This is a genomic window from Streptomyces canus, from assembly GCF_030815415.1.
Classification (GTDB): Bacteria; Actinomycetota; Actinomycetes; order Streptomycetales; family Streptomycetaceae; genus Streptomyces; species Streptomyces canus_F.
This window is the reverse complement of sequence record NZ_JAUSWW010000001.1, coordinates 3,637,371-3,663,883: the sequence shown is the minus strand read 5'-3', so window position 1 is coordinate 3,663,883 and position 26,513 is coordinate 3,637,371. Positions and strand designations below refer to the sequence as shown.

24 protein-coding genes and 2 pseudogenes are annotated in these 26,513 nt (G+C 69.5%); 12 read left to right on the top strand and 14 right to left on the bottom strand.

The window, feature by feature from the left end:
* Nucleotides 1–5 precede the first annotated feature (5 nt).
* The 5 genes from mctP to QF037_RS16720 all read right to left on the bottom strand — a co-directional run bounded on the left by mctP (nt 6) and on the right by QF037_RS16720 (nt 5,261).
* Entirely contained in the window at nt 6–1,616 is a 1,611-nt protein-coding gene (mctP, locus tag QF037_RS16740) for a monocarboxylate uptake permease MctP (RefSeq protein WP_307026044.1), read from the bottom strand.
* On the bottom strand, nt 1,613–1,870 hold the full coding sequence (locus QF037_RS16735; RefSeq protein WP_266822188.1) for a DUF3311 domain-containing protein: 258 nt from the start codon (nt 1,868–1,870) through the stop codon (nt 1,613–1,615). Before QF037_RS16735 ends, mctP begins: the two co-directional genes overlap by 4 nt.
* 124 nt (nt 1,871–1,994) lie before the next feature.
* The gene (locus QF037_RS16730) at nt 1,995–2,195 is read right to left on the bottom strand and encodes a YbdD/YjiX family protein (RefSeq protein WP_307026040.1); all 201 of its coding nucleotides are present in this window, start codon (nt 2,193–2,195) and stop codon (nt 1,995–1,997) included.
* Nucleotides 2,167–4,305, bottom strand: coding sequence for a carbon starvation CstA family protein (locus QF037_RS16725; protein ID WP_307026039.1), 2,139 nt, complete (start codon nt 4,303–4,305; stop codon nt 2,167–2,169). The genes QF037_RS16730 and QF037_RS16725 overlap by 29 nt, the downstream gene beginning before the upstream one ends.
* A 191-nt stretch (nt 4,306–4,496) precedes the next feature.
* Nucleotides 4,497–5,261 carry a GntR family transcriptional regulator gene (locus QF037_RS16720; protein WP_307026037.1) on the bottom strand — a complete coding sequence of 255 codons (765 nt, stop codon included), beginning with the start codon at nt 5,259–5,261 and terminating at the stop codon, nt 4,497–4,499.
* Nucleotides 5,262–5,582: 321 nt separating this feature from the next.
* Between QF037_RS16720 and QF037_RS16715 the strand changes: the two genes are divergently transcribed.
* The 4 genes from QF037_RS16715 to QF037_RS16700 all read left to right on the top strand — a co-directional run bounded on the left by QF037_RS16715 (nt 5,583) and on the right by QF037_RS16700 (nt 10,299).
* Nucleotides 5,583–6,866 (top strand): extracellular solute-binding protein, encoded by a 1,284-nt coding sequence (locus QF037_RS16715; protein WP_307026035.1) that lies wholly within the window; start codon nt 5,583–5,585, stop codon nt 6,864–6,866.
* 77 nt (nt 6,867–6,943) lie between these two features.
* Entirely contained in the window at nt 6,944–7,933 is a 990-nt protein-coding gene (locus tag QF037_RS16710; RefSeq protein WP_307026033.1) for a carbohydrate ABC transporter permease, read from the top strand.
* Nucleotides 7,934–7,938: 5 nt separating this feature from the next.
* On the top strand, nt 7,939–8,805 hold the full coding sequence (locus QF037_RS16705) for a carbohydrate ABC transporter permease (RefSeq protein WP_307026032.1): 867 nt from the start codon (nt 7,939–7,941) through the stop codon (nt 8,803–8,805).
* A 9-nt stretch (nt 8,806–8,814) separates the two neighbouring features.
* Entirely contained in the window at nt 8,815–10,299 is a 1,485-nt protein-coding gene (locus QF037_RS16700) for a glycoside hydrolase family 3 protein (RefSeq protein WP_307026030.1), read from the top strand.
* A 162-nt stretch (nt 10,300–10,461) separates the two neighbouring features.
* Here QF037_RS16700 and nagB read toward each other — a convergent pair whose 3' ends face one another.
* Nucleotides 10,462–11,247: a glucosamine-6-phosphate deaminase gene (gene nagB / locus QF037_RS16695; protein WP_307026027.1), complete on the bottom strand. Its 786-nt coding sequence runs from the start codon at nt 11,245–11,247 to the stop codon at nt 10,462–10,464.
* A gap of 241 nt (nt 11,248–11,488) precedes the next feature.
* Between nagB and QF037_RS16690 the strand changes: the two are divergent.
* Nucleotides 11,489–11,902 (top strand): annotated as a pseudogene (locus tag QF037_RS16690) (SIS domain-containing protein); the annotation flags it as partial.
* Here QF037_RS16690 and QF037_RS16685 read toward each other — a convergent pair.
* Nucleotides 11,866–12,315 (bottom strand): annotated as a pseudogene (locus tag QF037_RS16685) (SDR family NAD(P)-dependent oxidoreductase); the annotation flags it as partial. The pseudogenes QF037_RS16690 and QF037_RS16685 sit on opposite strands and share 37 nt — an antisense overlap.
* A gap of 95 nt (nt 12,316–12,410) precedes the next feature.
* Here QF037_RS16685 and QF037_RS16680 point away from each other — a divergent pair.
* Both QF037_RS16680 and QF037_RS16675 read left to right on the top strand, forming a co-directional pair.
* A complete protein-coding gene (locus tag QF037_RS16680) occupies nt 12,411–13,043 on the top strand; it encodes a TetR/AcrR family transcriptional regulator (RefSeq protein ID WP_307026026.1) in 633 nt (210 codons plus the stop codon).
* A gap of 449 nt (nt 13,044–13,492) precedes the next feature.
* On the top strand, nt 13,493–14,959 hold the full coding sequence (locus QF037_RS16675) for a sensor histidine kinase (RefSeq protein WP_307037199.1): 1,467 nt from the start codon (nt 13,493–13,495) through the stop codon (nt 14,957–14,959).
* A 181-nt stretch (nt 14,960–15,140) separates the two neighbouring features.
* On the opposite strand, the gene QF037_RS16670 is transcribed toward QF037_RS16675, so the two are convergent.
* Nucleotides 15,141–15,398 (bottom strand): WhiB family transcriptional regulator, encoded by a 258-nt coding sequence (locus QF037_RS16670; protein ID WP_016639615.1) that lies wholly within the window; start codon nt 15,396–15,398, stop codon nt 15,141–15,143.
* A gap of 319 nt (nt 15,399–15,717) precedes the next feature.
* Nucleotides 15,718–16,686 carry a diacylglycerol/lipid kinase family protein gene (locus tag QF037_RS16665; RefSeq protein WP_307026024.1) on the bottom strand — a complete coding sequence of 323 codons (969 nt, stop codon included), beginning with the start codon at nt 16,684–16,686 and terminating at the stop codon, nt 15,718–15,720.
* A gap of 160 nt (nt 16,687–16,846) precedes the next feature.
* Between QF037_RS16665 and QF037_RS16660 the strand changes: the two genes are divergently transcribed.
* On the top strand, nt 16,847–17,296 hold the full coding sequence (locus QF037_RS16660) for a hypothetical protein (RefSeq protein ID WP_307026022.1): 450 nt from the start codon (nt 16,847–16,849) through the stop codon (nt 17,294–17,296).
* Between the two features lie 15 nt (nt 17,297–17,311).
* Here QF037_RS16660 and QF037_RS16655 read toward each other — a convergent pair whose 3' ends face one another.
* From QF037_RS16655 to QF037_RS16645, 3 genes are all read right to left on the bottom strand, one after another.
* Nucleotides 17,312–18,388 carry an RNA polymerase sigma factor SigF gene (locus QF037_RS16655; RefSeq protein WP_373463734.1) on the bottom strand — a complete coding sequence of 359 codons (1,077 nt, stop codon included), beginning with the start codon at nt 18,386–18,388 and terminating at the stop codon, nt 17,312–17,314.
* Between the two features lie 17 nt (nt 18,389–18,405).
* Nucleotides 18,406–18,819 (bottom strand): anti-sigma regulatory factor, encoded by a 414-nt coding sequence (locus tag QF037_RS16650; protein WP_030784224.1) that lies wholly within the window; start codon nt 18,817–18,819, stop codon nt 18,406–18,408.
* Nucleotides 18,820–19,078: 259 nt separating this feature from the next.
* Entirely contained in the window at nt 19,079–19,339 is a 261-nt protein-coding gene (locus tag QF037_RS16645; protein WP_095046657.1) for a UBP-type zinc finger domain-containing protein, read from the bottom strand.
* Nucleotides 19,340–19,401: 62 nt separating this feature from the next.
* Between QF037_RS16645 and QF037_RS16640 the strand changes: the two genes are divergently transcribed.
* On the top strand, nt 19,402–20,997 hold the full coding sequence (locus QF037_RS16640) for a Na+/H+ antiporter (protein WP_307026017.1): 1,596 nt from the start codon (nt 19,402–19,404) through the stop codon (nt 20,995–20,997).
* A gap of 200 nt (nt 20,998–21,197) precedes the next feature.
* Here the strand turns inward: QF037_RS16640 and QF037_RS16635 are convergent, their stop codons facing one another.
* Together QF037_RS16635 and QF037_RS16630 are read right to left on the bottom strand one after the other, a co-directional pair.
* Nucleotides 21,198–22,100, bottom strand: a complete 903-nt coding sequence (locus tag QF037_RS16635; RefSeq protein WP_307026014.1) for a 1-aminocyclopropane-1-carboxylate deaminase/D-cysteine desulfhydrase — start codon at nt 22,098–22,100, stop codon at nt 21,198–21,200.
* Between the two features lie 45 nt (nt 22,101–22,145).
* A complete protein-coding gene (locus QF037_RS16630; protein WP_307026012.1) occupies nt 22,146–22,736 on the bottom strand; it encodes an N-acetylmuramoyl-L-alanine amidase in 591 nt (196 codons plus the stop codon).
* A gap of 283 nt (nt 22,737–23,019) precedes the next feature.
* Between QF037_RS16630 and QF037_RS16625 the strand changes: the two genes are divergently transcribed.
* The 3 genes from QF037_RS16625 (at nt 23,020) to QF037_RS16615 (ending at nt 26,454) form a co-directional block, all read left to right on the top strand.
* Nucleotides 23,020–24,426 carry a family 2B encapsulin nanocompartment shell protein gene (locus QF037_RS16625; RefSeq protein WP_307026010.1) on the top strand — a complete coding sequence of 469 codons (1,407 nt, stop codon included), beginning with the start codon at nt 23,020–23,022 and terminating at the stop codon, nt 24,424–24,426.
* A 113-nt stretch (nt 24,427–24,539) separates the two neighbouring features.
* Nucleotides 24,540–25,616 (top strand): family 2 encapsulin nanocompartment cargo protein polyprenyl transferase, encoded by a 1,077-nt coding sequence (locus tag QF037_RS16620; protein ID WP_307026008.1) that lies wholly within the window; start codon nt 24,540–24,542, stop codon nt 25,614–25,616.
* 238 nt (nt 25,617–25,854) lie between these two features.
* Complete coding sequence (locus tag QF037_RS16615; RefSeq protein ID WP_307026006.1) at nt 25,855–26,454, top strand: GNAT family N-acetyltransferase; 600 nt, start codon at nt 25,855–25,857, stop codon at nt 26,452–26,454.
* Nucleotides 26,455–26,513: the final 59 nt, after the last annotated feature.

The following is a 26,513-nucleotide window of genomic DNA, read 5'->3' as shown; positions in this document are numbered from 1 at the left end:
TGACCTCAGTGAGCGGAACCCGCGGTCGCCGGCGGCAGTTCCACCTGTACGCCAGGGTCGCCCGCGTCCGCCGTGTAGTCCTCGGGGCGCGTCTCGTCGATGCCCTCGGGGGCCTTCGCGGCCCTCAGGACGAACGTGAGGACCACCGTGACCACCACGTTGAGCACGAACGCCGTCAGGCCGATGTAGCCGATCTCGCCGATGCCCGGGATCTCCTTCGACGAGCCGCCGAAGTGCTTCTGCGTGGGGGAGGCCACGCCGTACGCGGCGACCGTGCCGTAGATCATGCCGACCGCCCAGCCCGCGAGCAGCGCCCAGCGGTGGAACCAGCGGGTGAACAGGCCGCCGACCAGGGCCGGGAAGGTCTGGAGGATCCAGATGCCGCCCAGGAGCTGGAAGTTGATGGCGACCGTCTTGTCCATGGTGAGGACGAAGACCAGGGCGCCCACCTTCACCAGCAGCGAGACCAGCTTGGAGATCTTCGTCTCCTGCTGCGGCGTCGCGTCCGGATTGATGAAGTCCTTGTAGATGTTGCGGGTGAAGAGGTTCGCGGCCGCGATGGACATGATCGCCGCCGGCACCAGCGCGCCGATGCCGATCGCCGCGAAGGCCACGCCCGCGAACCAGCTCGGGAACATGTCCTCGAAGAGCTGCGGGATCGCCAACTGCGGGTTGGTGACGTCGACACCGGCCGCGATGGCCATGAAGCCCAGCAGGGCGAGCAGGCCCAGCATCAGCGAGTACAGCGGCAGGATCGTGGTGTTGCGGCGGATCACCTCACGGCTCTTGGACGAGAGCGTCGCGGTGATCGAGTGCGGGTACATGAACAGCGCGAGCGCGGAGCCCAACGCCAGCGTGGCGTAGGTCCATTGGCCCGCCTCGGGCGGGACCAGGCCGCCCGCCTTGGCGGCGGTGTACTTGTCGTTCGCCGCGCCGAAGATCTCGTCGAACCCGCCCAGCTTGATCGGGATGTAGATGATCGCCACCGCGATGACGATGTAGATCAGCGTGTCCTTCACGAACGCGATCATCGCGGGGGCACGCAGCCCCGAGGAGTAGGTGTACGCCGCCAGCACACCGAAGGCGATGAGCAGCGGGAGGTCCTTGACGAACCAGTTGGTGTCCTCCCCGCCGCCGACGCCCATGACGTCCAGCACCGCCTGGATGCCGACGAGTTGGAGGGCGATGTAGGGCATCGTCGCCAGGATGCCCGTGACGGCCACCGCCAGCGACAGGCCCTTGGAGCCCCACCGGCCGCGTACGAAGTCGGACGTCGTCACATAGCCGTGCTTGTGGGAGACCGACCAGAGGCGGGGCAGGAAGGTGAAGATCAGCGGGTAGACAAGGATCGTGTAGGGCACCGCGAAGAAGCCGGCCGCGCCCGCCGCGTAGATCGCCGCCGGTACGGCGACGAAGGTGTACGCCGTGTAGAGGTCGCCGCCGAGCAGGAACCAGGTGATCCAGGTGCCGAACGACCGGCCGCCCAGGCCCCATTCGTCCAGCGTGTGTTCGTTCTCGGCCTTGCGCCAGCGCGAGGCCAGGAAGCCCATGACCGTGACGGCCAGGAAGAAGATGATGAAGACGGCGAGTGCCACGCCGTTCACGCCGTCGTTCACTTGGAGGCACCTTCCCGGCGGGCGCGCTGGTCACGCTGCCACAGCTTGTACGCGACCATCGTCAGCGCGGTCGATATGAGCACCCACAGCATCTGGTACCAGTAGAAGAACGGGATGCCGATGAACGTGGGGTCCACCTTGGCGTACGAGCCGACCCACAGCATGGCGACGAACGGTGCCAGGAGGCACAGGGCGATGACGACCCGCACGGGTGTCACCACCGGTGGTCTGGCCTCGGGCGAATCTGTTGACATACGGCGGCTCCGATCCTCACTGATCACCGTGTAACGCGCAGGCAATCTAGGTCACGGTGTGACAGGAGTGGAAGACCTCGTCCGCATATCGGTATGTCGATTTGGTGAAGGTCCGGAATCGGTGTCAGCAGCAGCGGAATCCCTGCCGGGGGTCCGCCTCCTGCCGGTCCGACCGCATCCGCTCGAACGCCCTCCGGGTCGGCACGGCCGCCTGCGGGTGGTCCCGGCGGACGTGCGCGACATAGCGGTCGTACGCCGACTCGTCGGTCAGCTCGCGCACGTACCAGCGCACACCCCTAAGTGCGCGCCGCAGTGCCGACCTCATGGCGTGCCTCCTCCTTCTCCTCCCGGGTCGGGAACAGCCCGGCCGGGGCGACGATCTTCGACTCGACGTACGGCGACTCGCTGAGCGTGGAGAGCGCGGGACGGCGTACGTGCCGGACGCAGACCCGCAGGGCGTCGGCGATCACCACGACGATCAGCAGTGCGAGGACGGCCGTCAGTACGCCGTCCACCGTGGAGTTGGTGACCACGGTGCGCATGTCGTCCATGGTCTTGGCGGGCGGCAGCACCTCGCCCCGGTCGATGGCGTCCTGGAAGATCTGCCGCTGCTTGAAGAAGCCGACCTTGGGGTCGCTGGAGAACACCTTCTGCCAGCTCGCGGTCAGGGTGACCGTGGCGTCCCAGGCGAGCGGGATCCCGGTGATCCAGGCCCACTTGAGGCGTCCGGACTTCACGAGCAGCGTGGTGCAGACGGCCAGGGCCACGGCCGCGAGGAGCTGGTTGGAGATGCCGAAGATCGGGAACAGCTGGTTGATCCCGCCGAGCGGCTCGTGGACGCCCACCCAGAGGAAGTACCCCCACAGACCGCACACGATCGCGCTGGTGATGACCAGGCCGGGCTTCCAACTGATGTTCTTGAAGGGCTTGATGACGTTGCCCAGCATGTCCTGGAGCATGAACCGGCCCACGCGCGTGCCGGCGTCGAGCGCGGTCAGGATGAACAGCGCCTCGAACATGATCGCGAAGTGATACCAGAAGGCTCTCAGGCTCCCGCCGGTGACCTTGGAGAAGATCTCCGAGACACCGATGGCCAGGGTGGGTGCCCCGCCGGTCCGGGACAGCAGCGACGACTCCTCGACCCGCTCGGCCGCCCGGGCCAGATCGTCGGGGGAGATCGCGTAGCCCCACCCGGTCACCACCCGTGAGGCCTCCTGCACGGTCGTGCCGATCGCTCCCGAGGGCGCGTTCATCGCGAAGTACAGGCCCGGGTCGATGATGCTCGCCGCGACCAGCGCCATCACGGCGACCGACGACTCCATCAGCATGGAGCCGTAGCCGATCATCCGGACCTGCGTCTCCTTCTGGATCATCTTCGGCGTGGTGCCGGAGGAGATGAGGGAGTGGAAGCCGGACAGGGCGCCGCAGGCGATGGTGATGAAGACGAAGGGGAACAACGACCCCGCGAAAACGGGGCCGTTGCCGCGTGAGGCGAAGTCGGTGACCGCGTCCATCTTCAGCGTCGGCAGGGAGACGACGACACCGAGCGCGAGCAGGAAGATCGTGCCGATCTTCATGAAGGTGGAGAGGTAGTCGCGCGGTGCGAGCAGCATCCACACCGGCAGGATCGAGGCGATGAAGCCGTACGCCACCAGCCAGACGACCAGCGTCGAGGGCGCGAGGGTGAAGGCGCCGGCCCACGAGGACTCCGCGACCCAGCGCCCCGCGACCAGGGCGAACAGCAGCAGCGCCACGCCGATGAGCGAGACCTCGGCGACCCGGCCGGGGCGCAGGACCCGCAGATAGAAGCCCATGAGCAGGGCGATCGGGATGGTCATGGCGATGGAGAAGGTGCCCCAGGGGGACTGGGCGAGGGCGTTGACGATGACCAGGGCCAGCACACCGAGCAGGATGATCATGATGGCGAAGGCGGCGATGAGGGCTGCCGCGCCGCCGAACGGGCCGATCTCCTCGCGGGCCATCTGGCCGAGCGAGCGGCCGTCGCGACGGGTCGAGAAGAACAGCACCACCATGTCCTGGACGGCGCCCGCGAAGATCACGCCCACGATGATCCAGATCGTGCCGGGCAGATAGCCCATCTGCGCGGCCAGCACGGGGCCGACGAGCGGTCCGGCGCCGGCGATCGCCGCGAAGTGGTGGCCGAGGAGGACGCGCCGGTCGGTGGGGTGGAAGTCGATGCCGTTGTCGAGGCGTTCGGCCGGGGTGGCCCGGGTCCTGTCGACCTTGAGGACCTTGTACGCGATGAACTTCGCGTAGAAGCGGTAGCCGATCGCGTACGACCCGAGGGCGGCCGCGACCATCCAGGCGGCGGAGACGTCCTCACCGCGGGAGAGTGCGAGCACGGCCCAGCCGGTGGCGGCGATCAGCGCGACGACGGTCCAGATGGCGATGGTTCGGACGTTCGCGGTACGCACAGCGCGGTCCTCCCGTCCATACGGAGACGGGAGGACCGTAGAGCAGGATGTGCGCTTGCGCTACACCGCGTGCGGTATCGCTCCGCTGGGTGAGCCGTGAGGCCGGCGGTCGGCCGCCGCGCCGTCGTGGCTGGTCGCGCCCGCGCGGCGGAGCCGCATATCGACACAGCCCCGTGCCCCTTTGGGCGCTCCTAGTCAACCGGCCTTTTCAGGCGTGCCACGAACTTGTACCGGTCCCCGCGGTACACCGACCGCACCCACTCCACCGGCTGCCCGTCCCGGTCCAGGGAGTGGCGGGACAGCATCAGCATCGGCAGGCCCACGTCGGTGCCGAGCAGGCCGGCCTCGCGGGGAGTGGCCAGCGAGGTCTCGATGGTCTCCTCGGCCTCGGCGAGATGGACGTCGTAGACCTCGGCGAGCGCGGTGTAGAGGGAGGTGTACTTCGCGAGACTGCGCCTCAGTGCCGGGAAGCGCTTGGCGCTGAGGTGGGTGGTCTCGATGGCCATCGGCTCGCCGTTCGCCATACGGAGGCGCTCGATGCGCAGCACCCGGCCGCCGGCCGTGATGTCGAGGAGCTCGGCGAGGCGGTCGTCGGCGGTGATGTAGCCGATGTCCAGGAGCTGCGAGGTGGGTTCGAGGCCCTGGGCGCGCATGTCCTCGGTGTACGAGGTGAGTTGGAGTGCCTGGGAGACCTTCGGCTTGGCGACGAAGGTGCCCTTGCCCTGGATGCGTTCGAGGCGGCCCTCGACGACGAGCTCCTGGAGGGCCTGGCGGACGGTCGTGCGGGAGGTGTCGAACTCCGCGGCCAGGGTGCGCTCGGGCGGGACCGGCGTACCGGGCGACTGTGTCTCCGTCATGTCGAGCAGGTGCTTCTTCAGGCGGTAGTACTTGGGCACGCGCGCGGTACGGACGCCGGCCCCGCCCTCGTTCTCCGCACTGCTGACGTCGGTAGTCATGCTCTGCCTTCCCGGCTCCGGATGCGGGTCACATCGTGATCCCTTCTGTATACCGTCGCCGCCTCTTTTGGTCTAGTCCATAGTCCCAGGTGGTCTAGTGGAAGACAGTACTCCGGCGGTGCTGATTTCGCTGGCTTCTTACTTAAAGGTTCTTGCATATGTAGGTCGGATAACGGCTGGTCAGAGCCTATTCGGACACCCTTGACAGGCTTCCTGGTCTGGTCCAAGCTCCCGGTACTGGTCTACACCATTGGTCCAGGTCCCGGCCCAACGCTCGTGCGGGGAGGCAGGGGGGTTTGTGGCATCCCTGAGGAGGGTGGCGTGAAGCGCAAGCTGATAGCCGCGATCGGTATCGCGGGCATGATGGTCTCCATCGCGGCATGTGGGGACAGTGACAGCGGCAGCTCGGACAACAGCGGCGCCGACGCCAAGGAACTGACCGTCTGGCTCACCGTGGACGCGCAGAACAACTGGCCCGAGCTGGTGAAGGCCGCCGACGCGGCCATCGTGAAGAAGCACCCGGGCATCAAGATCAAGCACGAGTACTACGGCTGGCCGGACAAGAACGCCAAGCTCGACGCGGTCCTCGCCACCGACAAGGCCCCCGACGTGGTCGAGATGGGCAACACCGAGATGCTGAGCTACATGGTCAAGGGCGCCTTCGCGCCCGTCGACCCGGCGAAGTTCGACAGCTCGGACGCCTGGCTGGACGGCCTCAAGGCCTCGGTGACCTACGACGGCAAGACCTACGGTGTCCCGTACTACGCCGGTGGCCGCGTCGCCAACTGGCGCAAGGACCTCTTCGCCTCGGTCGGCGTCAAGTCCACGCCGAAGACGTACGACGAGCTCACCGCCGCCCTGGACAAGGTCCAGAAGAAGGAGGGCGACAAGTTCAACGCCTGGTACCAGCCCACCCGTGACTGGTACGCGGCCATGTCCTTCGTCTACGACGCCGGCGGCTCCATCGCGGTCGAGTCCGGCGGCCAGTGGAAGGCCAACCTCTCCTCGCCCGAGTCCGTCAAGGGCCTGAAGGCGTTCCAGAACGTCGTCGACACGTACATGCACGGCGACAAGACCAAGGACGAGTCCGACCGCTACATCGTCTACGGCCAGGGCAAGTCCGGCATGATCTTCGCTCCCGCCTGGGAGGGCGCCACCGCCGCGGCCAAGGAGAACGACAAGACGGGCAAGCTCGAGGGCAACGTCGAGAACTTCGTGATGCCCGGCCCGTCCGGCAAGAACCTCCCCGTCTTCCTGGGCGGCTCCGACCTCGCCGTACCGGTGAAGTCCGACGCGCAGGCCGTCGCCGCCGAGTGGATCAACGCCTTCACGGGCTCCTCCGGCCAGAAGGGCCTGATGGCCAAGGGCAACCTGCCCAACAACAAGACCGACCTCGCCACCCTGAAGAACGACCCGGCGACGGCGGTCCCGGCCACCGCGGCCGAGTCCAACTGGTTCGTCCCGATGGCGCCCGGCTGGGGCCAGGTCGAGAAGGCCCAGGTCCTGCAGACCATGCTGCAGTCCATCGGCACCGGCAAGAAGTCGGTCGAGGACGCCGCGAAGGACGCGGACGCCGCGATCGACAAGGTCATCAACACCAAGTGACCACCGGCGGGGCCCCGTTGAGCGTGACGGGGCCCTGCTTCTCGTTCGACCTCGAGGGACCGCTGAGGAGCGCGCGGATGAGTGCCGCAGACACGACCACTGCCAAAGTGCCGCCGGCGCGGCAGTCACCACCACCAGCACCGGCCGTGCGGAAGAAGCCGGCCGGACGGCGCAGTACCGGCGGAGCCGGCACCCCCTGGCTGCTGCTCGCCCCCTGTCTGCTGATCCTGGCGCTCGTCCTCGGCTATCCGCTGGTCCGCCTGGTCACCCTGTCCTTCCAGGAGTTCGGGCAGTCCCAGCTGTGGGGCTTCAAGCCGGCCGAGTCGGTCGGGTTCGACAACTTCAGCAAGGTGCTGGGCGACGGCGAGTTCTGGGCGGTCGTCGTGCGCACGGTCGTCTTCGCGGCCGGCTGCGTCATCTTCACGATGGTCGCCGGCATGCTGATCGCGCTGCTGCTCCAGCGGGTCTCCGGCTGGGTGAAGACCCTCGTCAACATCGCCCTCGTGGCCAGCTGGGGCATGCCGATCATCGTCGCCACCACCGTCTTCAAATGGCTCTTCGACGCGGACTACGGGATCCTCAACGCGCTGCTCAGCAAGTTGCCCGGGGTCGAGATGGTCGGCCACAACTGGTTCGCGAGCGGACCGCAGGGCCTGGCCGTGATCATGCTGCTGGTGGTCTGGGGAGCCGTCCCCTTCGTCGTGATCACCCTCAGCGCCGGGCTCACCCAGGTCCCGGCCGAACTGGAGGAGGCGGCCCGCCTCGACGGCGCGGGCGCCTGGGGCGTCTTCCGGTTCGTCACCCTCCCCATCCTCAAGCCGATCATCGTGATGCTCACGACGCTCTCGGTCATCTGGGACATGGGCGTCTTCCCGCAGGTCTTCGTGATGCGCAACGGACATCCGGAGGCCGAGTTCCAGCTCCTCACCACCTACTCCTACGACCGTGCCTTCGTGGTCAACGACTACGCCCAGGGCTCGGCGATCGCCCTGCTCACCGTGCTGCTCCTGCTCGGCGTGGTCGCGGTCTACATGCGTCAGATGCTGAAGATCGGAGACGTCGAATGACCAGCATGAGCGCGACCACCACGCCGGGGCGCGGCTCGAAGGGCCGTTCGGGGCGCCGGAAGTCCAAGGCCGGCTGGAACCTCCTCGGTCTCCTCGTCTTCGTCACCGCCGGCTTTCCCGTCTACTGGATGCTCAACACGGCCTTCAAGCCGGCCAAGGACGCCATCGACCCGGATCCGAGCCTGCTGCCCACCGGCATCACGTTCGCCAACTTCGACCGGGCGCTGAACATCGCCGACTTCTGGGGCCCGGTCGGCCGCAGCCTCGTCGTGTCCCTCTCGGTGGTGGCGATCGGCATCGTCATCGGCCTGCTGGCCGCGCTCGCCATCTCCCGGTTCGCCTTCCGCGGCCGCAAGATCGTGATCGTCGGCATCCTGGCGGTCCAGATGGTCCCGCTGGTCGCGATGATCATCCCGGTCTTCCTGCTGCTCAACGACCTCGGCCAGTACGACCGGCTGTCCGGCCTGGTCCTCACCTATCTGACCTTCATCCTCCCCTTCACGGTGTGGACGCTGCGCGGCTTCATCGTCAACATCCCGAAGGAGCTGGAGGAGGCGGCGATGGTGGACGGCTGCTCCCGCACGACCGCGTTCCTGCGCGTGGTCTTCCCGCTCCTCGCCCCCGGCATGGTCGCCACCTCGGTCTACGGCTTCATCCAGGCCTGGAACGAGTACCTCTACGCCCTCATGCTGCTCAGCCAGGAGAACCAGACGGCGACCGTCTGGCTGGGCAACTTCACCACCAAGCACGGCACCGAATACGCCCCGATGATGGCCGGATCCACCCTCATGGCCGTGCCGATCGTCGTCCTGTTCCTCCTCGTCCAGCGCAAGATGGCCGCGGGCCTGACCGCCGGCGCGGTGAAGGGATAACGCCACCCGATGACGACTTTCGCCAGCGGTACGGACACGCTCACCCGCGACGCCCTGACCGTCCTCCAGCCCGGTTTCACCGGCACCACCGCCCCCGACTGGCTGCTGCGCCGCCTGGGGGAGGGGCTCGCCTCGGTGGGCCTGTTCGGCCGCAACATCGACTCCCCGGACCAACTCGCTGCCCTCACCGCCCAGCTGCGCGCCGAACGCGACGACGTCCTGGTCGCCATCGACGAGGAGGGCGGCGACGTCACGCGCCTGGAGGTGCGGACGGGCTCCTCCTTCCCCGGCAACCACGCACTCGGCGCGGTCGACGACGTGGACCTGACGCGCGAGGTGGCCTCCGAACTCGGCCGCCGCCTCGCCGCCTGCGGGGTCAACCTCAACTGGGCCCCGTCGGCCGACGTGAACTCGAACCCGGACAACCCGGTGATCGGCGTCCGCTCCTTCGGCGCCTCCGCGGACCTGGTCGCCCGGCACACGGCGGCCTACGTCACGGGCCTTCAGTCGGCCGGAGTCGCCGCCTGCACCAAGCACTTCCCGGGCCACGGCGACACGGCGATCGACTCCCACCACGCCCTGCCGCGCATCGACGTGGACCTCCCGGTGCTGATGTCCCGTGAACTCTCCCCGTTCCGCGCCGCGATCGCCGCCGGCTCCCGCGCGGTGATGAGCGCCCACATCCTGGTCCCGGCCCTGGACCCCGAGCACCCGGCGACGCTGTCCCACAAGGTGCTGACGGACCTCCTTCGCGGCGAACTCGGCTACGACGGCCTGATCGTCACCGACGGCATGGAGATGCGGGCCATCGCGGACACCTATGGCATCGAACGCGGCAGCGTGCTGGCCGTCGCCGCCGGCGCGGACGCGATCTGCGTGGGCGGCGGTCTGGCGGACGACGAGACGGTACGACGTCTGCGCGACGCGTTGGTGTCGGCGGTCCGCTCGGGCGAACTCCCCGAGGAGCGCCTGGCGGACGCGGCGGAACGCGTCCGCTCCCTGGCCCGCTGGACGGCGGCGGCATCGGCGGCCGACCCGGCGGCCGACCCGGACCCGGAGGTAGGCCTCCGCGCGGCCCGCCGAGCCCTCACCCTGACCGGCGCGAGGCCCACGCCCCTCACCGAGCCGCCCTATGTCGCCGCCTTCACCCCGGTCGCCAACTTCGCGGTGGGCGACGAGACCCCCTGGGGTGTGGCCGCGGAACTTACCCGCCTGCTGCCCGGCACGGAAACGGGCAGCTTCTCGGGCGAGGGCGCCGGGATGGCCGCACTGGCGGCAGCGGGTCGGCGCCGCATCGTCGCCGTCGTCCGCGACGAACACCGCCACCCCTGGATGACGGCAGCCCTGGACAGCGTCCTCCGCAGCCGCCCGGACACGATCGTGGTCGAGATGGGCGTCCCCCAGGCCCCCGCACGCGGCGTCCTGCACATCGCGACGCACGGCGCGGCGAGGGTGTGCGGCAGGGCGGCGGCGGAGGTCATCGCGGGCGAGTAGCCGCTACGACGAGACAGGCGCCGGTTCCTCGGAAGGGAACCGGCGCCTGTATTGCGTTGAGGGGCGCGGGGCTGTATCGATGTGCGGCCCCGCCGCGTGGGCGCGACAAGCCACAGCGAACCCGCACCCCGCAACGAACCGAACCCGGCAGACGAGACCGGACTAAATCCCCTGCCACTCCGGCTTGTTGGCGAACGTGTGCCGGAAGTAGTCCGCCAGCTTCAACTTGGACGCGGCCCCCTCGTCGACCACAACCGTCGCATGCGGGTGCAACTGCAACGCCGACGCCGGACACACCGCAGCAACCGGCCCCTCCACTGTCGCCGCCACGGCATCTGCTTTCCCCTCACCCGTGGCGAGCAGCACCAGATGCCGAGCCTCCAGGATCGTCCCGATCCCCTGAGTGATCACGTGATGCGGCACCTGCGAGATGTCCCCGTCGAAGAACCGCGCGTTGTCCACCCGGGTCTGTTCGGTCAACGTCTTGATCCGGGTCCGCGAGGCCAGGGAAGAACACGGCTCGTTGAACCCGATGTGCCCGTCGGTCCCGATCCCGAGCAACTGCAGATCCACACCCCCGGCGTTCGCCAGCGCCGCGTCATACGCCTCGCACGCCCCCTGAACGTCCTCCGCCGTACCGTCCGGCCCGATGAAGGAGGACATTCCGACGCCCAGCGGCTCCAGCACCTCGCGCCGCAGCACCGACCGGTACGACTCCGGATGCTCGGCAGGCAGCCCCACGTACTCGTCGAGCTGGGCGATCCGCGCCCGCGAGGCGTCCACCGCACCGGCCCGCACCTTCGCGGTGAGCGCCTGGTAGATCGGCAGCGGTGTCGAGCCGGTGGCCACGCCGAGCAGCGCGTCGGGCTTGCGTCGCAGGAGCTGCGCCATGGCCTCGGCGATGAGCTCGCCACCCGACTTGGCGTCCGGAACGATGACAACTTCCACGCTGGGCCTGCCGTTCTGAAAGGGCTGTGTGGTTTAGACCAATTTAACAGAATCGGCTTTCCCTGCCCAGGTGAAGCGGCCCGTACGAGACGGCCGCGAACAGGTGTGGACGAGACGCCGGGACGGACGGATCCGCACCCCGCACAGGCGTCTTGGCGCCCGGGGGAGTGGAATAGGAGAGGCCACCGGCCGCCGGCCACTCGAGAACCGGACGCACGGCCCCACCCGGGAGGCCCCCCGCATGACCGCCACGACATCGGAGCCCCAGAGCGAACTCCCCGGCCGGATCATGGCCCGCGAGATGGCCGAGCAGCCTGCCGTGCTCCGCCGGATCCTGGCGGACGGCGCCCCCGGCATCCGGCAGGTCGCCCAGGAGATCGCCGCCCGCAATCCCCGCTTCGTCCTGCTCACCGCCCGCGGCACCTCCGACAACGCCGCGCTCTACGCCAAGTACCTCCTGGAGATCCGCCTCGGCCTGCCCTGCGGTCTGACCTCGATGTCGACCACCACGGCCTACGGCGCCCGCCCCGACCTCACCGACGTCCTGGTCGTCACCGTCAGTCAGTCCGGCGGCTCCCCGGACCTCGTGGCCTCGACCCGGGCCGCCCGCGAGCGAGAGATCGCAGAGTCCGTCGCCGCCGTGACGTTGATGATCCGGCCGTGGTCGCGCAGTCGCCGCAGGCCGTGTTTGACGATGAAGAACGGCGCTCTGGCGTTGACCGCCTGCGTCCGGTCGTAGAGCTCCTCGTCCGTATCCTGGACGGTCGCGAAGAGCGCCATGCCCGCGTTGTTGACCAGGATGTCCAGTCCCCGCGCCTGCTGGTCGAAGGCCTCCCACAAGGACTCCGCGTCGCCGGGCACGCCCAGCTCGGCCCGGATCGCGAAGGCGTTCCCGCCCGCCGCCTCGATCGCGGCGACCGTCTCCTTCGCCGCCGCCTCATTGCTGCCGTAGTGCACGGCGACCCGCGCCCCGTCGCGCGCCAGACGCTCGGCCACCGCCCGCCCGATCCCCCTGCTCGCCCCCGTGACCAGTGCCGTCCTGCCCGCGAGCACACCCGTCTCACCCATGCCGACGCCCCCTCGAAATTCCCTAGCGATCGATACATAAAGACCGTACAACAGGGTGCCGACAATTCTCTAGCACCCGCTATAAAATGCACTCCATGGTGAGCAGCGAGGAGACCAAGGCGAAGACCGCCCCCGTGGCCAGGCCCCGCGGCCGGCCCCGTTCCTTCGACCGGGAGACCGCCCTGGAGAAGGCGATCCTCGCCTTCTGGGAGCACGGCTACGAGGCCACCTCGGTCTCCGACCTCACCCGGGTCATGGACATCGGAGCCCCGAGCCTCTACGCCGCCTTCGGCGACAAGCGCTCCCTCTTCGACGAAGCCGTGCGCGTCTACACCGTCCGCTACGCCGCCTTCGCCGACCGGGCGCTCGCCGAGGAACCCACGGCCCGCGCCGTGGTGGAACGGACTCTGCGGGAAGCCGCCGCCAAGTACACGGACCCGGAGCGCCCGCACGGCTGTCTCATCGCCCACGCGGCCATCAACTGCACGACCCCGGAGGTCGCGGACTCCCTGCGTGACCGGCGCAACGCCACCATCGCCGCCTTCGAGAGTCGTATCAGGGCGGACATCGCCACCGGCGCACTCCCGCCCGGCCTCGACGCTGCCGCGCTCGCCCGCCACACCGGGGCGATCATCAACGGCATGTCCCAACAGGCGCGCGACGGGGCGAGCCGGTCGGAACTGGAGGCGCTCGCGGAAATTGCCATGGCCATCTGGCCCCGCACATGAACCCACACGGGTTAGGCTGCGTGGTGGATGCTAGGGCGTCCGATCAGTTCTCCAGCGGGGGTCGAGCCGCTTCGGGGACCCTCGGAGAACTGACAACAACGAACAGCCTCCAACGCATGGACACATCGAGTGGTCTAGTCCACAATGCGTTGCAGAGAACTGAATACACAGACTTCCGTCTTCCCCGCACAGGAAGGCGGACCGAGGAACCGGTGCTCTCTGCCCTGACTGCCCCGGCTCCTCATCCTTCGGCCGACCGGGACCGCACACCCCGCGGCCGTTGTTGCTCCGGGCTGCGGTGCCGAGAGGGTTGAGGGTCCCTCTCAGGCGCCGCGGCCCGCGGGTGTTCTCAGGGCCCGTCCGGACCGGGCCGGTGCGCAGGGCCGTACGATCCCCGGCGCTTTTAGGCCATCCACATACCCCCAGGTACGCTCGCACTCGTGCCCTCCATGAACGAACTGGTCCGCCAGCACACCGCCCTCGACGACTCCGACCTCGAGTGGCTCCATCTGCTGGTGTCGGAGTGGCAACTGCTCTCCGACCTCTCCTTCGCCGACCTCGTGCTGTGGGTGCCCACCCGGGACGGCGCCCGGTATGTGTCCGTGGCGCAGATGCGCCCCAACACCGGCCCCACCTCCTACCAGGACGACATGGTCGGCCACCTCGTCCCACGCGGCCGCCGCCCGCTCCTCGACGCCGCTCTCGACGAGGGCCGGATCGTGCGCGAGGGCGACCCGGAGTGGCGCGAAGAGGTCCCCGTACGGGTCGAGTCGATCCCCGTGCGACGGGAGGGGCGCGTCCTCGGTGTCATCGCGCGCAACACCAACCTGCTCACCGTGCGCACCCCGAGCCGTCTGGAACTGACGTATCTGCAGAGCGCGTCGGACCTCGCGCAGATGATCGCGGCCGGTTCCTTCCCGTTCGCGAACCAGCAGATGGACATGGACGCCGCCCCACGCGTCGGCGACGGCCTGATCCGCCTCGACGCCGACGGTGTCGTCCAGTACGCCTCCCCGAACGCGCTGTCCGCCTACCACCGTCTCGGCCTCGCCTCCGACCTCGTCGGCCACCACCTCGGCATGACCACCGCCGAACTCGCCCCCACCCGCGGCCCGGTGGACGAGGCGCTCGCCAAGGTCGCCAGCGGCTGGGCGCCGCGCGAGTTCGAGATCGAGTCGGGTGACGGGGTCATCCAGTTCAGGGCGATCCCGCTGAAGCCCAAGGGCACGCGCATCGGTTCGCTGGTCCTGCTCCGTGACGTCACCGAACTGCGGCGCCGCGAGCGCGAGTTGATCACCAAGGACGCGACCATCCGGGAGATCCACCACCGGGTCAAGAACAACCTCCAGACGGTCGCCGCGCTGCTGCGCCTCCAGGCCCGCCGTATCGAGTCCGATCGCGGCCGCGAAGCCCTGGAAGAGGCGGTGCGCCGGGTCGGGTCGATCGCGATCGTGCATGAGACGCTGTCTCAGAACCTGGACGAACGCGTGGAGTTCGACGAGATCGCCGACCGGGTCCTGGCGATGGTCGCGGAGATCTCGCCCGGCAAGGTCGCCGGCCGGCGCACCGGCCGCTTCGGCATCCTCGACGCCGAGGTCGCCACCCCGCTGTCGATGGTGCTGACCGAGATCCTCCAGAACGCCCTGGAACACGGCTTCCGCGAGGGCGAGACCGGCACGGTCGAGGTCTCGGCCGTCCGTGGCGGTACGACCAAGGAGGCCCGCCTCCTCGTCACGGTCCAGGACGACGGGGTCGGTCTGCCCGAGGGCTTCGACCCGCACACCGGCGGCAACCTCGGTCTTCAGATCGTACGGACGCTGGTGGAGGGCGAGTTGGGCGGCACGTTCGACATGGTTCCGGTACCGGAGGGCGGCACCCGGGTGATCCTGGACGTGCCGGTGAGTGCGAACAAGTAGGAGTGAAACGCGCTGTGTTCAGTAAACGGGCACAGCAAGAAGCCCCGGACCTGAAGTGGTCCGGGGCTCGAATGCTCGTTGCCAGCTTGTGCTGCGCATCGGGGGTACTGCGCGCTGCGGCTCGGGGGCGGGAGATGCGTACTCGCTGTACGCGCCGCCAAGCTCAGGCGGGGTGGGTGCGTCAGGCAGAAGCCTGACGGGCCCGGTTGCGGGCGGCGCGGCGCTTCATGGCGCGACGCTCGTCCTCGCTGAGACCACCCCAGACGCCGGAGTCCTGGCCGGACTCGAGCGCCCACTGCAGGCACTGCTCCATGACGGGGCAGCGGCGGCAGACGGCCTTGGCTTCCTCGATCTGCAGCAGCGCAGGACCGGTGTTGCCGATGGGGAAGAAGAGCTCGGGGTCTTCCTCGCGGCAAACGGCGTTGTGACGCCAGTCCATGGCTGCTACCTCTCCTTGGTATTACATGCAAGTTGCTTGTGAATGTGAACGCTTTCACGAATCCCTCAACAAGTGAAGGGCCGAACGTCAGGTTTCCCTGCCGTGGTCCTGGGTTTTGATGAGGGGTTCCGGTGATCTGTGGAGCCGGTGTTGCGGGCTGTCCCGATCGCCACGTAGAGACTCGCAAACCTCAGCGGCGGATACAACCCCTTCCGGAAAGTTTTTTTTGATTCCTCGGTGTCGACTAGGTCACAGCCGTACTTCCATGGGGTGGATCCTGGCCTAAACGTTCGAGTGAAAGGACTTCAGCCCTTTCTGCTCACACAATCACACGCAGTGCACGGCGTACGCCTGTGAACGTCACGCTCGTACGCAGCCCTAGGTGGTCGCCGTCCATCTGAAGGGGCAGGGGCACCTTGGAATGCAAGGTGAACTGGTCCAGGTCGTGCAGGGAGAACGCATGCTTGCCATGCGGGCCACGCTCGGGGGACGAAGTGAGCAACTGGGTGCCATACCGGGCAACCGCGGTCGTCGTCATTCGGCTGAGACCGAGTACGTCGAGGCCTTTATCGAACGAGGCCTTAGGTGACGCGTACATCGGGTGATTGCCCAGGAACGTCCACGGAGAAGTGTTCGAGACTATGGACAGCACCAGATCGGTCACCGGATCGGCGTCCGGGCGCTCCACGGTGATCGTGCCGTGCCGGCGGTGGGCCTCGCCGAAGAACTGACGCATGGCCTGACGGACGTACAGCGCGTGCGTCGACTTCCTGCCGCGCTCGCGCTGCTGCTCGACCCGGCCCACCACGCCCGCGTCGAAACCGAGGCCCGCGTTGAAGGTGAACCAGCGCGCGGGCACCGCCTCGTCCTCCGTGCCGGGCGTGCCCGAGGTCAGGCCCAGGCCGACCGTGCGCTCGCTGCCGTCGCGCAGCGCGTCCAGGATCGCGCCGGTCGCCTCCACGGCGTCGTTGGGCAGGCCCAGGGCGCGGGCGAAGACGTTGGTGGAGCCGCCGGGGACCACGGCGAGACGGGGGAGCCGCTCCGGATCGGGCCCGGCGTGCAGCAGGCCGTTGACGACCTCGTTGACCGTCCCGTCGCCGCCGAGGGCGACCACCAGGTCGACGTCCCGGCTGTCCGCCGCCTGCCTGCCCAGATCGCGCGCGTGCCCTCGGTACTCGGTGGTGACCGCCTCGAGCTTCATCTCGCTCGCGAGCGCGTGGATCAGCACATCGCGCGTACGTGCGCTTGTGGTGGTAGCTGCCGGATTGACCACGAGAAGTGCACGCATGAGTTGCAGAGTACCTACTGGGTGGTACCCGGCACAGGCCGAGGTAGGGATCAAGTAAGAGATGAGCACGTGAACCTCGCCACGGCCGTGGGTCCGGAACCGCCGGAGAGACGCTCGGGCCCGCCATGGGGGCGCTGTGGGCGGCCGATACCCTTCAGGGGTGACCAGTGAGCAGACGCCCGTTCCCGAGGAAACCGCCGGTCCGCGTCCACGGCGGCTGATCTACGCCGCCGCGCTGGCCGCGCTGGAGGGGCTCGCACTGGTGGTCGGGGGCGTGTGGATGCTCGTGGCGGCATTCACGGGCGACTCGGACAACAGGCAGACCGGTGTCACCGGTGGCATCACGGTGATCGCCCTCGCCCTGCTGCCGCTGCTCGCCGCACGGGGGCTGCTCGCCCGCCGCAGCTGGAGCCGGGGGCCTGCCGTCATCACACAGATCCTGGCGCTGCCCGTGGCCTACAACCTGCTGCAGGCCGACAGTGTGGCGATCCCGGCGGGGATCGTGCTCGCGGTCGTCGCGGTCACCGCGCTCGTCCTGCTCGTCAACGCGGAGACGACCCGGGCCCTCGGAATCCGCGGACCCGGCAACGCCGGCGGCGCGGAGAAGTAGGGCCCGGCCCTCGACTTACTCCTCCACCAGGAGCTTCTCCCGCAGCTGCGCCAGCGTCCGTGCCAGCAGCCGGGAGACATGCATCTGCGAGATGCCGACCTCCTGCGCGATCTGCGACTGCGTCATGTTGCCGAAGAAACGCAGCAGCAGGATCCGCTTCTCGCGCGGGGGCAGGTCCTCGAGGAGCGGCTTGAGCGACTCGCGGTACTCGACGCCCTCCAGCGCCTCGTCCTCGGCGCCCAGGGTGTCCGCCACCGCCGGTGACTCGTCGTCGGTGTCCGGGACGTCCAGGGACAGCGTGGAGTACGCGTTGGCGGACTCCAGGCCCTCCAGGACCTCCTCCTCCGAGATGCCCAGCTTCTCGGCCAGCTCGTGGACCGTGGGGGAGCGGCCGTGCCGTTGCGAGAGCTCCGCCGTCGCCGTGGTGAGCGAGAGGCGCAGTTCCTGGAGCCTGCGCGGGACGCGGACCGCCCAGCCCTTGTCCCGGAAGTGCCGCTTGATCTCGCCGACGACCGTCGGGGTCGCGTACGTCGAGAACTCGACGCCGCGCTCCGGGTCGAAGCGGTCGACCGACTTGATCAGGCCGATGGTGGCGACCTGGGTCAGGTCGTCCAGCGGCTCGCCGCGGTTGCGGAAGCGGCGCGCGAGGTGCTCGACGAGCGGCAGGTGCATACGGACCAGCCGGTTGCGCAGGTCCGCGTACTCCGCGCTGCCGTCCTGCAGCTTGCGCAGCTCGATGAAGAGTGCCCGCGCCCCGCTGCGGTCCTGAGGGTTGTCCTGCGTGGCCTGCCCGCTCTGCGCGCCCTGTTGATCGTCTCGCTGGTGCTCGCTCATCGTCCCGCCCGTCGCCCTTCCCCGAGCCCTCGTCTCTGCTCGGACAGGGGAGACCCCGATCCGTCCGTCCAGAGACACGCTCTGCACGGCACCTTCCTGATCCCGCTGCCCGTCGTCCAGGGAGCCGGCCTCCGGCGAGTCGTCCTCCGGATGCGGCCGGGCCTGTTCGGGGATGCCGTCGACGCCGTCCCCCATGCGTCGGGACCCGCCTGTGCCCTCGGCCGGCAGCTCCCGTGTGCCGCGCTCTTCGTCACGCACCGGCCCGTCCCCTGTCCTCACGCCGGCCCGGGTCCCGCGCCGCGCTGTTTGTAGAGGCTGATCGAAACGGTTTTGTCGTCGTCCACGGCTGAGGAGACCTTGCCCGCGAGAGCGGACAGGACGGTCCAGGCGAAGGTGTCACGCGCGGGGGCGTGACCGTCCGTGGTCGGCGCCGAGACGGTGACCTCGAGTGAGTCGTCGACGAGGCGGAAGACGCAACTGAGGACCGAGCCGGGCACGGCCTGCTGGAGCAGGATCGCGCACGCCTCGTCCACCGCGATGCGCAGGTCCTCGATCTCGTCGAGGGTGAAGTCCAAACGGGCCGCGAGGCCGGCAGTCGCCGTACGCAGCACCGACAGGTAGGCACCCGCAGCCGGCAGCCGGACTTCCACGAAGTCCTGGGTCGCGGGCTCGCCTGCGATCTGGGACACCCTCACCTCCAAGGTGGTACAAGCTTTTCGGGGCCGAGGGTCGCCCCCCGGGGTAACGCGAAGTGTGGTTCAGCGGTGACGCTATCGCGCTCTCAACTTTCCTGTCCCCAGGACCCCAACCCCTCGGCGTCACTCACAGTAAAACTGTGGATACGCTCCGTGTCTAGGGGTCTGCGGCTCCAATTGGGAAGAACGCGCGCCGGGTTGACGTACCCAGACGTCAGACGGTCGAACCGTCGAAAACCGGAGCGGTCCGACGTCATACGAGAACGTGGTCCACGAAGCACCATCGCCAGCTCTCACCGGGTTCGAATGTCCGCATGATCGGGTGTCCGGAATCCTTGTGGTGCTCGGTGGCATGTCTTCCCGGCGAGGAGTCGCAGCAGCCGACGTGGCCGCAGTCGAGGCACAGTCGCAGCTGCACCGGGTGCCGGCCCTCGCGCAGACACTCGACGCACGTGTCGCTCAGCGGGGCGGGTTCCGGGTGCGGCAGCGCGTCGGCATGCGTGCACTGTTTCATGATTGCCAGATTACGACGGCCGCGCAGAAGACCGTGCGGAAAAACGAGGGTGGGCGAAGACCATGGACGTGATGCCACTGCTGTTGCTGGTGGCGGGAAGCGCCGCGGTCGCCGCGGCGGCCCGGCGCACCCCGGTGCCGGCACCCCTGCTCCTGGTGGCCGTGGGGCTGGTGCTCTCGTACGTCCCGGGGGTCCCGGAGTACACCCTCGACCCGGACATCGTCCTGCCCCTCGTGCTGCCCCCGCTGCTGCACTCGGCGGCCACCGACAGCTCCTACCTCGACCTGCGCGCGCAACTGCGGCCCGTGGCGCTGCTGTCCGTGGGGTACGTGCTCTTCGCGACCATCGTCGTCGGCTGGGCCGCCTACCAGATCGTGCCCGGCCTGTCGCTGACCGGGGCACTCGTCCTGGGCGCGGTGGTGGCGCCGCCGGACGCGGTCGCGGCGACGGCGGTCGCGCGCCGGGTGGGGCTGCCGTCCCGGATCACCACGATCCTCCAGGGCGAGTCCCTGGTGAACGACGCCACCGCGATCACCGCCTACCGGGTCGCCCTCGCGGCCGCGGTCGGCGAGGGCGCGTCCTGGGCGGGCGGCATCGGTGAGTTCCTGCTCGCGGCGGTCGGCGGGGTGGCGGTCGGACTGATCCTGATGGTCCCGATCCACTGGCTGCGCACCCACCTCAAGGAACCCCTGCTCCAGAACACCCTCTCGCTGCTGATCCCCTTCGTCGCCTACGCCGCCGCCGAGCAGTTCCACGCCTCCGGAGTCCTCGCGGTCGTCGTCGTGGCCCTCTTCCTCGGACACCGCGCGTGGGAGGTCGACTTCGCCACGCGCCTCCAGGAGGACGCCGTGTGGAAGATGGTCGCCTTCGTCCTGGAGTCGTCGGTGTTCGCCCTCATCGGTCTGCAGCTCCGCGTCGTGGTGAAGGGACTCGGGGAGTACGAGGGCGGCGACGCCGTCTGGTACGCGGTGGCCGTCTTCGCGCTGGTCGTCGCGTCCCGGTTCGTCTGGGTGTACCCCGCGACGTTCCTGCCGCGCCTGCTCTCCGCGCGGATCAGGAAACGTGAGGACAACCCCACATGGAAGGCGCCGTTCGTCATCGCCTGGGCCGGCATGCGCGGTGTGGTCTCGCTGGCCATCGCCTTCTCGATCCCCGAGACCATGCACGGCGGCGAACCGTTCCCCGGCCGCAACCTCATCCTCTTCCTGACCTTCACCACCGTCATCGGCACCCTGGTCGTCCAGGGCGTCACCCTGCCCCCGCTGATCCGCCTGCTGAAGCTCCCCGGCCGCGACGCCCAGGCCGAGACCCTGGCGGAGGCCAACGCCCAGGCGCAGGCCTCCCGGGCCGCCGAACGCACCCTGGACGGACTCCTCTCCGACGAACGCAACTCCCTCCCGCAACCCCTCGCCGACCGCCTCCGCTCGGTCCTGGAACGCCGCCGCAACGCCGTCTGGGAGCGCCTGGGCTCGGTGAACCCGGTGACCGGCGAGACCGTCGACGACACCTACCGCCGGCTGTCCCGGGAGATGATCGGCGCCGAACGCGAGGTGTTCGTGAAACTGCGGGACGGGCGCTACATCGACGACGAGATGCTGCGGACCCTGCTGCGCAGGCTGGACCTGGAGGAGGCGGCGGCGTACCGGGAGGCGACGTGACGATTTCCGTACTCCCGCGGCGGTCTGACGGGGGATCATGGGCGCGACACGATCGGCACGGGGTGACACGGGGGACGACTTCGTCCAGCGCATGGACGAGGGGCTGAGGCGGGCGGACGCGGTCATCGCGCTGTCGTCGCGCTGTTGTCCAGGTCGCCAAGAAGGCGACGGGGCGCAAGTTCCGCAAGAGGCCCCGCCGGTCACCCGTCGTACGGCGCTCCGGTGATCACGGCGGTCACCCTGCTCCCCGGCTTGAACGCTCCCTCTTCCACCAACGCCACAAGTCCATACAGCAACTTGGCGACATACAGCCGCTCCACCCCCACCCCGTGCCGCCCCTCGAAGTCCTCCGTGAAGGCGTCGAGTTGGGGTGTCGTGCGTGCGTACCCCCCGAAGTGGAACCGGTCGTCCAGCGCCCACTCGCCGCGGCGCCCCCCGAACGCCTCCCGCTGCAGACCCTCTATGTCGGCCGTCAGGAACCCGCCCTTGAGCACCGGTATCCCCAACGCCCGCTGACCCGCCCCCAGCCCGGCCGCCAGCCCCGCGAAGGTCCCGCCCGTCCCGCACGCCACGGCGACCACGTCGGCCCGCCCCCGCAACTCCTCACCGAGCGCCCGACAGCCTTGTACCGCGAGCGCGTTGCTCCCGCCCTCGGGCACGACGTACGCGTCCTCGGCCCCGGCCGCGCGCAGTATCGCCAGCAGAGCCGATGGCTCGTTCTTGCGGCGATAGGTCGATCTGTCGACGAAAGCCAGCCGCATGCCGTCGGACACGCAGCGGGCCAGGGACGGGTTCAGGGGCCGGTCGGCCAGTTCGTCGCCGCGGACCACGCCGACCGTCGGCAGCCCCAGCAACCGCCCCGCGGCAGCCGTCGCGCGCAGGTGGTTGGAGTACGCGCCGCCGAAGGTGAGCAGTGTGCGGCCGGCCGCGGCCGTGAGGTTCGGGGCGAGCTTGCGCCACTTGTTGCCGACGAGGTCCGGGTGGATCAGGTCGTCGCGTTTCAGCGACAGGCGGACGCCCCGGCGGGTGAAGCGGTCGTCCTCGATCTCCTGCAGCGGCGACGGGAGCCGGGGGCGCAGGGCGGCGAGGTCGGTGCTGGTCACGCCCTCATTGTCGCCTGTGTGGTCACCCCCGGACCAGCCGTGCCGTCACGTCAGACGGTCCCTGATCCGGGTCCGCATCGACGCCATCGTGAAGCCGCGTGGGTCCACCTTCCCGGGCTGCCACTCCAGGTGGCCGATGACCGACCGTTCCGTCCAGCCGTGGTGGCGGCAGATCGCGGCGGCGACCTTCTCGATCGCGTCCAGCTGGGCCGCGGGCCACGGGTCCCGGCCGTCGCCGAGGTTCTCGCACTCGAAGCCGTAGAAGTGGCGGTTGCCGTCGGTGTTCGCCTCGTTGTCCGGCGGGAGGGCCTTCTCGGCGATCACCGCGCGCAGGACGTCGTCGTCGCCGAGGCCCGCGTGGTTGGCGCGGCCGTAGCCGACGAGGTGGACGCGGCCGTCTTTGGTGATCACGCCGTGGCACAGCGGGCCGGGGAGGTCCTCGTAGCCGTCGCGGCAGAGTTCGACGGTGCGTGCGCTGCCCTTGGTCACCGTGTGGTGGATCATCACGCCGTGCACCGGGCCCCAGGGGCCCTTGTGATTGCGGTTGTGATGTCTCCAGTCGCCGACCTGGACGATGGTGACGCCCTCGTCCTGCAGGGCGTCCAGGAACGTGCTCGCGGACATGGGTGGGGCCATGCCGCCTCCTTCGCTTGCGTGGCGACCGCCTGTCGCGACCGGCTCGTACCGCTGCTTGTACCCGGGGCGGACAGCCGGGACCACTTGGTTCGCACGGTGTGCGAGCTGTTTCGGACACCGGGCCGGGAACAGTGTGCGAGATCTCGGTATTGCCCAGTTATCGAAGATCCATTCCAACTCTTTCGTGTAATAGCACCAGCACACTCCGTGATGGAAGGCTGGTCCGCAGTTCGAAGCCCCGGTGCAGACCGGCGCCGGGGTTGACCGGGAGGGCAATTCTCATATGTCGGTAGGCGAAGAGGTCCGCACCGAGCAGGGCCGGCCGCAGCAGAGCCTCGGCACGGCGGCCGCGCGGAACCTGGCCACCACCACCAAGTCCGCACCCCAGATGCAGGAGATCAGCTCTCGCTGGCTGCTGCGCACACTGCCCTGGGTGAATGTTCAAGGCGGTACGTACCGCGTGAACCGGCGGCTGACCTACGCCGTGGGGGACGGCCGGGTCACTTTCGTGAAGACGGGCGAACGGGTCGAGGTCATCCCGGAGGAGCTGTGCGAACTCCCGGCGCTCCGGACGTACGAGGACGAGGAGGTGCTCACGGAGCTCGCCCGGCGGTGTGAGCAGCGCGAGTTCGCGGCGGGGGACGTGATCGCCTCGTTCGGCAGCCTGGCCGACGTGGTCTTCCTTCTCGCGCACGGCAGGGTGGAGAAGATCGGCACGGGCCCCTACGGCGACGACGCCGTCCTCGGAGTCCTCGCCGACGGCGCCCACTTCGGCGACCAGGCGCTGCTGGACCCCGAGGCCATCTGGGAGTACACCGCGCGCGCGGTCACCGCCTGCACGGTGCTCGTCCTTCCTCGGAACGCCGTCGAGCAGGTCGCGGAGCGCACCGACTCCCTGCGTGAGCATCTCCAGGCGCTGCGCTCGATCCCGGAGCAGAGCACCAACAAATACGGTGAGAAGGCGATCGACCTCGCGGCCGGCCACAGCGGCGAGCCGGACATCCCGCACACCTTCGTGGACTACGAGGCCCGGCCGCGCGAGTACGAACTGAGCGTGGCCCAGACCGTGTTGCGCATCCACTCACGCGTGGCCGACCTCTACAACCAGCCGATGAACCAGACCGAACAGCAACTGAGGCTGACCGTGGAGGCGTTGAAGGAGCGCCAGGAGCACGAGCTCGTCAACAACCGCGAGTTCGGGCTGCTCAGCAACTGCGAGTACGACCAGCGCATCCAGCCGCACGACGGCGTGCCCAGCCCCGACGACCTGGACGAGCTCCTCAGCAGGCGGCGCGGCACCAAGCTGCTGCTCGCGCATCCGCGCGCGATCTCCGCGATCGGGCGTGAGCTCAACAAGCGCGGACTCGTCCCCGAGACCATCGACGTGGGCGGCAACCGCATCCCCACCTGGCGGGGGGTGCCGATCTACCCGTGCAACAAGATCCCGGTCACCGAGGCCCGTACGACCTCGATCATCGCGATGCGTACCGGCGAGGCCGAGCAGGGCGTCATCGGTCTGCAACAGGCCGGCATCCCGGACGAGATCGAGCCGAGCCTGTCGGTGCGGTTCATGGGCATCAATGAGCAGGCGATCATCAAGTACCTGGTGACGGCGTACTACTCTGCCGCGGTGCTGGTGCCGGACGCGCTCGGTGTGTTGGAGAACGTCGAGATCGGCCGGTGGAGGTGACGTTCCTGCAGCTGGGAACCGTGTCCCCGCCCCCGCGGGCGGGTGTACCCCGGTCGAATGCGCCCAGTCGCAGCGGAAACGCCACCGTCCGCGGACTCTCCGAGGGGACCTCCATGGCCGAGCTCATGAGGGAGGTGCCACAGCACCCCGCCGGGACGGAGCCGCTCGACGGGCACGAGGCGGCGGTGATCCTGGAGCGGGCCCGGGCGTCGGTCGACCCCGTGCTGCGCGAGGCGATCGAGTCGCTGCCCGGCTCCATGCGCCGGATCGCGCTCCACCACTTCGGCTGGGAGCACGCCGACGGCACCCCGGCGGCGGGCAACGCCGGCAAGGCGATACGGCCCGCACTCGTCCTCACCGCGGCCGCCGCACTGGGGGGAGCGGCGGCGCGGGAGGTGGCCGTGCGGGCGGCCGCGGCGGTGGAGCTGGTCCACAACTTCACGCTGCTGCACGACGACGTGATGGACCGGGACACCACCCGGCGGCACCGGCCCACCGCGTGGACGGTGTTCGGTGACGCCGACGCGATCCTCGCCGGTGACACCCTCCAGGCGCTCGCCCTCGGGCTGCTCGCGCAGGACCCGCACCCGGCGGCCGGGGCCGCGGCCGCCCGGCTCGCGGCCTGTGTCGTCGAGCTGTGCGCCGGCCGGCACGCGGACACGGCCATGGAGACACAGGACCCCGGCGAGGTCACCCTCGACGAGGTGCTCGCCATGGCCGAGGCCAAGACCGGCGCGCTGCTCGGGTGCGCCTGTGCGGTGGGCGCGCTGTACGCGGGCGCGTCGCGGGAGGACGTCGAGGCGCTGGACGCGTTCGGCCGGGAGGCCGGGCTCGCCTTCCAGCTCATCGACGACGTGATCGGCATATGGGGCGACCCGCGCCGCACCGGCAAACCGGCCGGGTCCGACCTCGCGGTCCGCAAGAAGTCCCTGCCGGTGGTCGCCGCGCTGGCCTCCGGCACCCCGGCGAGCGCGGAACTGGCGGAGCTCTACGCGACTCCGTACGCGAAGGAGGACCTGGACCGGACGGCACTCGCCGTCGAGCGGGCCGGCGGACGTGACTGGGCGCAGGTCCAGGCGGCCGACCGGATGGCCCGCGCGATCGCGGAACTGTCCCGTGCGGTGCCCGAGCCGGCGGCGGCGGAGGGACTGCTGGCCCTGGCCGAGTTCGTGACACGGCGCACCAGTTGAGCGCTGGTACCCCAGTAGGCCGTACTGCTCTGCGGAAGCAGTCGATCCGGACCCCGGAGCCCCCGGGGCCGTGCGGCTCCTGACCCCGCACGGCCCCGAGGGGCTCCGGTCGGGCGGGTCCCGCACATCCCCACGGCGTGCGGGCCCCGCCCTCTTTTTCCGGCTCACCCGCCACTTGGTCCCCGATAGAGTCAACGCCCGTACGATCACGGGCGGTTGAGGCGAGGGGCGGCGGAACATGGGTGTGGCGATCCGGGCGGCGGGCGAAGGGGATCGTGAACTGGTCGTCGGGCTGCTGGACGCGGCGTTCCAGGACGACCCGGTCAGCCGGTGGGTGTTCCCGGGTGACGAGCACCGTCGTACGACCCACCCTCGGCTCATGGCCGCCTTCACCGACATCGTGCTGGCCGAGGGGCGCGTCGACGTCACCGAGGACGGTACGGCCTGTGCGCTGTGGCTGCCGGTGCCGGACGGCGAGCACGCGGACGAGGAGGGTGCCGACGGTCCCGCCGAGCTGCGCGCGGAGGTCGACCCGGACAACGAGCGTGTCGAGCTGATCGGCCGGCTGACGGCGGGCATCCACCCCGCCGGCCGCGCCCACGAATACCTGTGGATGATCGGCGTGGCACCGGAGCACCAGGGCCAGGGCCTGGGCACCGCGCTCATCGCCTCGGTCCTCGACCGCTGCGATCGCGAGGGCCTCTGCGCCTACCTGGAAGCGAGCAGCGCCCGCAGCCGCGCCCTGTACGAACGCCTCGGCTTCGAGCCCACCGGCCCCGCGCTGGACCTCCCGGACGGCCCCCGGATGTGGCCGATGTGGCGCGAGCCGCGGGGCTGAGCCGACGCGAGCGGGACGCGGGGGTGGATGCGGCCACGGGGGTGCCGGGTGGGCCCGGC

Coding starts and splice junctions, on each gene's coding strand:
- QF037_RS16735 (WP_266822188.1), bottom strand. CDS start 1,870: ATGTCAACAGATTCGCCCGAGGCCAGACCACCGGTGGTGACACCCGTG.
- QF037_RS16640 (WP_307026017.1), top strand. CDS start 19,402: ATGGACGTGATGCCACTGCTGTTGCTGGTGGCGGGAAGCGCCGCGGTC.
- QF037_RS16615 (WP_307026006.1), top strand. CDS start 25,855: ATGGGTGTGGCGATCCGGGCGGCGGGCGAAGGGGATCGTGAACTGGTC.
- QF037_RS16705 (WP_307026032.1), top strand. CDS start 7,939: ATGAGCGCGACCACCACGCCGGGGCGCGGCTCGAAGGGCCGTTCGGGG.
- QF037_RS16670 (WP_016639615.1), bottom strand. CDS start 15,398: ATGGACTGGCGTCACAACGCCGTTTGCCGCGAGGAAGACCCCGAGCTC.
- QF037_RS16720 (WP_307026037.1), bottom strand. CDS start 5,261: ATGACTACCGACGTCAGCAGTGCGGAGAACGAGGGCGGGGCCGGCGTC.
- QF037_RS16700 (WP_307026030.1), top strand. CDS start 8,815: ATGACGACTTTCGCCAGCGGTACGGACACGCTCACCCGCGACGCCCTG.
- QF037_RS16620 (WP_307026008.1), top strand. CDS start 24,540: ATGGCCGAGCTCATGAGGGAGGTGCCACAGCACCCCGCCGGGACGGAG.
- QF037_RS16665 (WP_307026024.1), bottom strand. CDS start 16,686: ATGCGTGCACTTCTCGTGGTCAATCCGGCAGCTACCACCACAAGCGCA.
- QF037_RS16730 (WP_307026040.1), bottom strand. CDS start 2,195: ATGAGGTCGGCACTGCGGCGCGCACTTAGGGGTGTGCGCTGGTACGTG.
- QF037_RS16680 (WP_307026026.1), top strand. CDS start 12,411: ATGGTGAGCAGCGAGGAGACCAAGGCGAAGACCGCCCCCGTGGCCAGG.
- QF037_RS16710 (WP_307026033.1), top strand. CDS start 6,944: ATGAGTGCCGCAGACACGACCACTGCCAAAGTGCCGCCGGCGCGGCAG.
- QF037_RS16630 (WP_307026012.1), bottom strand. CDS start 22,736: ATGGCCCCACCCATGTCCGCGAGCACGTTCCTGGACGCCCTGCAGGAC.
- QF037_RS16625 (WP_307026010.1), top strand. CDS start 23,020: ATGTCGGTAGGCGAAGAGGTCCGCACCGAGCAGGGCCGGCCGCAGCAG.
- QF037_RS16645 (WP_095046657.1), bottom strand. CDS start 19,339: ATGAAACAGTGCACGCATGCCGACGCGCTGCCGCACCCGGAACCCGCC.
- QF037_RS16675 (WP_307037199.1), top strand. CDS start 13,493: ATGAACGAACTGGTCCGCCAGCACACCGCCCTCGACGACTCCGACCTC.